This is a genomic window from Actinomadura rugatobispora (genome assembly GCF_042656285.1).
Classification (GTDB): domain Bacteria; phylum Actinomycetota; class Actinomycetes; order Streptosporangiales; family Streptosporangiaceae; genus Spirillospora; species Spirillospora rugatobispora.
Window position 1 is genome coordinate 1 of the sequence record NZ_JBHSON010000199.1, and the last position, 5,046, is coordinate 5,046.

Annotated in this window: 3 protein-coding genes and 2 pseudogenes; 3 read left to right on the forward strand and 2 right to left on the reverse strand. The window is 75.5% G+C overall.

Annotation, left to right across the window (positions count from 1 at the left end; genetic code table 11):
* The 3 genes and pseudogenes from ACFPZN_RS55595 to ACFPZN_RS55605 all read left to right on the forward strand — a co-directional run.
* Nucleotides 1–274 (forward strand): annotated as a pseudogene (locus ACFPZN_RS55595) (class I SAM-dependent methyltransferase); the annotation flags it as partial.
* A gap of 148 nt (nt 275–422) precedes the next feature.
* Nucleotides 423–1,907 carry an adenylyl-sulfate kinase gene (cysC, locus tag ACFPZN_RS55600; RefSeq protein WP_378293451.1) on the forward strand — a complete coding sequence of 495 codons (1,485 nt, stop codon included), beginning with the start codon at nt 423–425 and terminating at the stop codon, nt 1,905–1,907.
* A 99-nt stretch (nt 1,908–2,006) separates the two neighbouring features.
* Nucleotides 2,007–3,029, forward strand: coding sequence for a sulfite exporter TauE/SafE family protein (locus ACFPZN_RS55605; RefSeq protein ID WP_378293453.1), 1,023 nt, complete (start codon nt 2,007–2,009; stop codon nt 3,027–3,029).
* Here the strand turns inward: ACFPZN_RS55605 and ACFPZN_RS55610 are convergent.
* Together ACFPZN_RS55610 and ACFPZN_RS55615 are read right to left on the reverse strand one after the other, a co-directional pair.
* A complete protein-coding gene (locus tag ACFPZN_RS55610) occupies nt 2,915–4,288 on the reverse strand; it encodes a lipopolysaccharide biosynthesis protein (protein WP_378293455.1) in 1,374 nt (457 codons plus the stop codon). The genes ACFPZN_RS55605 and ACFPZN_RS55610 overlap by 115 nt on opposite strands.
* Nucleotides 4,285–5,046 (reverse strand): annotated as a pseudogene (locus ACFPZN_RS55615) (hypothetical protein); the annotation flags it as partial. The gene ACFPZN_RS55610 and the pseudogene ACFPZN_RS55615, both read right to left, overlap by 4 nt.

The window sequence follows — 5,046 nt, forward strand, 5'->3', positions numbered from 1 at the left end:
CCGCCCCGCCGCCCCGGCGGCACCGCCCGCCGCGCTGTACGAGCGGGTGGCGTCCCGGGAGGGCATGCGGTGGTACTGCGTGATGCGCGGCCTGGTGATCTCCGAGGAGTACACCTCGCGCGACGGCCTGGACGCGATGGGCGCCACCGGCCGCTCCCTGGGGCCGCTGTGCCGGCTGGCGGCGCTGCTGAGCCGGGGCCGGCTGAGCGCCGGCCACACCGAGGTCACGCTGGTGATACGCAAGCCCGAGAACCGTTTCGCCCGGGTCATCTGAGCACCACCCCGAGACCGGCTCCGGCCCTGTTCTGAACCGTTCCGGCCCGTGCCGAGGTGCGAGCACCCGGCCGGGCTCGGTATTTTTCTGCGGAAACCCCTGTTGACCTGGACCAGCCCGGTTGCCCCGGGCAGGATCGGAGACCGCGGTGACCGCCGACGCCGGCCTACCCGACACGCTGCGCGACCTGCCCGCATGGAGCCCGGACGCGATCGAGCTCGCGGATCTGGAGCTGCTGCTGGCGGGCGTGTACCGCCCGCTGGCCGGGTTCCTCGGCTCGTTCGACACCGCGATGGTGATCGCGGGCGGGCGGCTTGCGGACGGCACGCCGTGGCCGGTCCCGGTCACGCTGTCGGTGCCCAAGGAGTTCACCGCGCACGAGCGGGTCGTCCTGCAGGACCCGGAGGGCGTGCCGCTGGCCGTCCTGGACGTCGCCGAGGCCTGGCAGGAGCCGACCTCCCAGGGCTGGCGGCTCGCGGGGACCCTCGAAGCCCTGCGCGCGCCCGCGCACGGACCGTTCCACCGGCTGCGCCGTCGTCCCGACGAGATCCGGCCGCACGAGGGCGCGGTGCTGGCCGTCGCGACCCGCGAGCCGCTGCACCGCAAGCAGCTGGGCCAGCTGCGGCAGGTCGCCGAGCGGCTCGACGCCCGGGTGCTGATCCTGCCGCTGCTGGGCGGCCGGCACGACGAGGCGCTGGTGCGGGCGCTGCTGGCGGTCCGCAAGGAGCTGCCGGAGGGCACCGAGGTGGTCCCCGTCCCGCTGCCGCCGCGCGGCGACGGCGCCGAGGACGCCGGCCGGCGCGACCTGCTGCTGCGCTCCCACGTCGCCGCCGCCTACGGCGCCACCCATCTGCTGGCCGAGGAGGCCGCCGAGGGCACGGCGATCCCCGTCGCGGTGCCCGAGCCGTGGGCCTACGACGCCGACGTGGAGGTGTGGCGCCCGGTCGCCCGGATCGAGCCCGACCACGTGCAGGCCGAGCTGACCGCCGACCGGCTCGGCGAGCTGCTGGACGCCGGCGAGCCGGTCCCCGACTGGTTCACCCCGCCCGCGGTGGCCGCCGAACTGGCGGTGGCCCGCCCGCCCAAGCACGAGCGCGGCCTCACGGTCTTCTTCACCGGCCTGTCCGGCTCCGGCAAGTCCACGGTGGCGCGGGGCCTGGCGGACGCGCTGATCGAGCGCGGCGGCCGCAGCGTGTCGCTGCTGGACGGCGATGTGGTGCGGCGGCTGCTGTCGGCCGGGCTGACCTTCTCCAAGGCCGACCGCGACCTCAACATCCGCCGGATCGGGTTCGTCGCCACCGAGGTCACCCGGCACGGCGGGGTGGCCATCTGCGCGCCGATCGCCCCGTACGCGGCGACCCGCGCCGAGGTGCGGCGGATGGTGTCGGCGGCGGGCGACTTCGTGCTGGTCCATGTCGCGACGCCGCTGGAGGAGTGCGAGCGGCGCGACCGCAAGGGCCTGTACGCCAAGGCGCGGGCGGGGATCATCCCGGAGTTCACCGGCATCTCCGACCCGTACGAGGAGCCCGGCGACGCCGATCTGGTGCTGGACACATCGCGGCTGGCGCCGGACGAGGCCGTGGCGCAGGTGCTGGACCTGCTGATCGCGGGCGGCTGGGTCCGCGGCGGCTGACGGCGCGCGCCGCCGGGCTTCGCCACCCCCCTCCCGTACGTCCCGTTCGTTCCACCGCGTACCCTGGCTACCGAATTTTTCCGAGTAACCCGGTAGGTCATGGCGTTGGACTTCGATTGGACGATGGCGCTCGGCTCGTTCCTGGTCGCGATCATCGTCGGGCTGACGGGCATGGGCGGCGGCGCGCTGATGACGCCGATGCTGGTGACGTTCTTCGGGGTCAGCCCGCTGGCCGCGGTCTCCAGCGACCTGGTCGCCGCCGCGGTGATGAAGCCCGTCGGCAGCGCCGTCCACTACCGCCAGGGCACCATCAACATGAAGCTGGTGGGCTGGCTGTGCGTGGGCTCGGTGCCCGCCGCGTTCTGCGGGGTGCTGCTGGCCCGGGCGCTGGGCGAGGGCGAGGACGTCCAGAACGTCATCGAGAAGGCCATGGGCGTGGCGCTGCTGCTGGCCGCCACGGGCCTGGTCGTCCGGGGCTACCAGGCGCTGAAGGACCACGCGGCGCGGCACACCGGGGACGACCGGCGGACGGTGGCGCGCGGCGAGCCGGCCGCCACCGACACCCCCGAGATCACCATCAGGCCGGTGCCGACCGTGCTGGTCGGGCTGGTCGGCGGGCTGGTGGTCGGGGTGACCTCGGTGGGCTCCGGCTCACTGATCATCGTGGCACTGCTGGCCCTGTACCCGGCGCTGAAGGCCAACCAGCTGGTCGGGACGGACCTGCTCCAGGCGGTGCCGCTGGTGTTCGCCGCCGCGCTCGGGCACCTGCTGTTCGGCGACTTCCGCATGGAGGTCACCGCGGCGCTGCTGGTCGGCTCGATCCCCGGGGTCTACATCGGGTCGAAGATCTCCTCGCGGGCGCCGGGCGGGCTGATCCGGCGGATCCTGGCGTTCGTGCTGGTGGCGACGGCGCTGAAGATGTTCGGGTTCGGCCCGGTGACGCTGGCGTGGACGCTGGTGGCCCTGGCCGTGGCCGCCGCCGTCGCCTGGATGCTGCTGCGGCGCCGTCACGGCCTCCCGGCCATACCGCTCTCCGAGACCCCGGCCGCGTCCGCGACCGGGCCATCCGGCGCGCTCGGCGGGGACGATCCCGCCCGCGAGTCGGCCCCGCACAACAACTGACCGGAACCGGAGCCGGGGCCGGGGTCGGGGGCGGGGTCGCCGCGGCGCAGCATCCGCCACAGCAGCGCCGCCGAGACCAGGCCGCCGATGCCCAGGCAGTACGGCGCCAGCGCCGCGTTGCCCTCGTCCAGCGCCAGCAGGACGGTCAGCACCGCCAGCCCGGTGAGGGCCTCGGCGCCGCGGATCGCGAAGACCGTCCGGGACCGCTTGCGGGCCGTGGCCAGGCTCGCCAGCGGCAGCGTGCAGGCGAAGCAGACCGCGTAGATGCCCCAGCCGAACAGCGCCGTCCCGTCCACCTCGAACGAGCCCCCGGTGACCACCGGGCCCAGCGGGGCGGCCAGCAGGATCCCCGCCGCGCTCATCACCAGCGCGACCCCCGCCATCAGCCCGCAGGCCCGCACCGCCTGGACGGCCCGCATCGGCCGGCCCTCGCGCTCGGCCTTGGCGAAGTCGCCCAGCAGGAACCAGCCCGCGCCGTTCACGAAGGTCAGCGCCGGGGCCAGCAGCAGCCGGGCCGCCTCGATCCCCGCCAGCGCGGCGGTGGAGGCGAAACCGGCGATCAGGATCCGGGCGGCCAGCAGCGCGCTCGGCCGGATCGCCGCCTGGATGGACCGCCACCAGGCGAACCCCAGGATCTCGCGCAGCGCGGTACCGCGCAGCGGGGCGGCCCCGAACTCCTCGCCCGGCAGCCGCAGCGCCGCCAGGATCACCGACGCGGCGCAGCCCACGCACATCGCGGCCAGCAGCAGCTCCAGCGAGGCGTCCGCGCCCAGCGCCAGCGCGCCGCCCAGCGTGCCGAGGGTCACCACCAGATAGGAGCAGTCGTTGGCGGCCAGCCGCCAGAACTCCATCCGCGCGGTGAAGATCCGGCGCAGCGTCTCGTTCAGCAGCCACGCCCCCACCAGCAGCGCGAACAGGGCGATCCCGGCGGGCCCGGCCAGCCCCATCGCGACCGCCACCACCGCACCCACCACGGCGCCCGCCGCGACCGTTCCGGCGACCGACAGCAGCAGCGCCCCGCGCACCCGCGGCTCGAACCGGTCGTAGACGGTGAGGGTGTCGCCGACGAAACTGGTCTGCACCGCCGTGATCATCACGAGCACGGCGACCAGCAGCGCGTACGCGCCGTAGCCGTGCGCGCCCAGGCTGCGCGCGGCCAGCGCCTGCACCACCAGGCTGCCGCCGGCGGTGACGAACTGCACGGTCACCGCGCCGCCCGCCGAGGACAGCAGCCTCTTCAGGGCGCCGCCGGGATTCACCTATCGAGGTCGTAGCGCATCAGGGAGGACGAGCCGTTCTTGCCGTTCTTGCCCTTCTCGGCCTCCTTGCTGACGTCCTTGAGGATGGACGCGGCGTCCTTGCCCTTGGAGATGACCCCGTCCTCGGCGGTACGGGTCGGGTCGCCGCCGAGGTCGAGGCCCTCGCCCCACAGCTCGACGGGCACGTCCTTGGACGGCCGCTCCTGGTCCTGCCCGGAGCCGGAGCCCTTGGCGTGGGAGCCGCCCTTGGCGCGCGTCCCCTTGGACCGCGGCGGGGCGCCGTTGCCCGCGACCGGGCGGCCGGTCGACGCCGGCGACGACCCGTTGGCGGCCGAGCGCCCCTGCGACCGGGACACCCCGCCGGGCCTGGAGCCGTTGGCCGGGCGCGTCCCGTTGGCCTCGGTGCGGTCGAGCAGCGACTCGGCCCGGTCCAGCAGCGACTCGGTGGAGGACTGCGACGACGGCGGCGACGACGGGGCCGCGGGCGGCACCGACGGCGGCGGAGGGGGCCCGGCGGTGCCGTGCGTGTCCTCGGCCGACCACACGTGCCCGGGGCGCTCCACGGCCGGATCGGGGGGCACGTCGCGGCCGGCCCGGCGCGCGCCGCGTCCACCGCCGCCGGACGGACGGCCCCGCTCGCCCGAGCGGTTGCGCCGCGGCGGGCTCGCCGGACGGGGCAGCTCGGCACGGGCGACCGGCGGCTCCACCTCCATCCGGAGGTCGCCGTCGCCCTGCGGCCCCGGCGGCAGCTCGCCGCG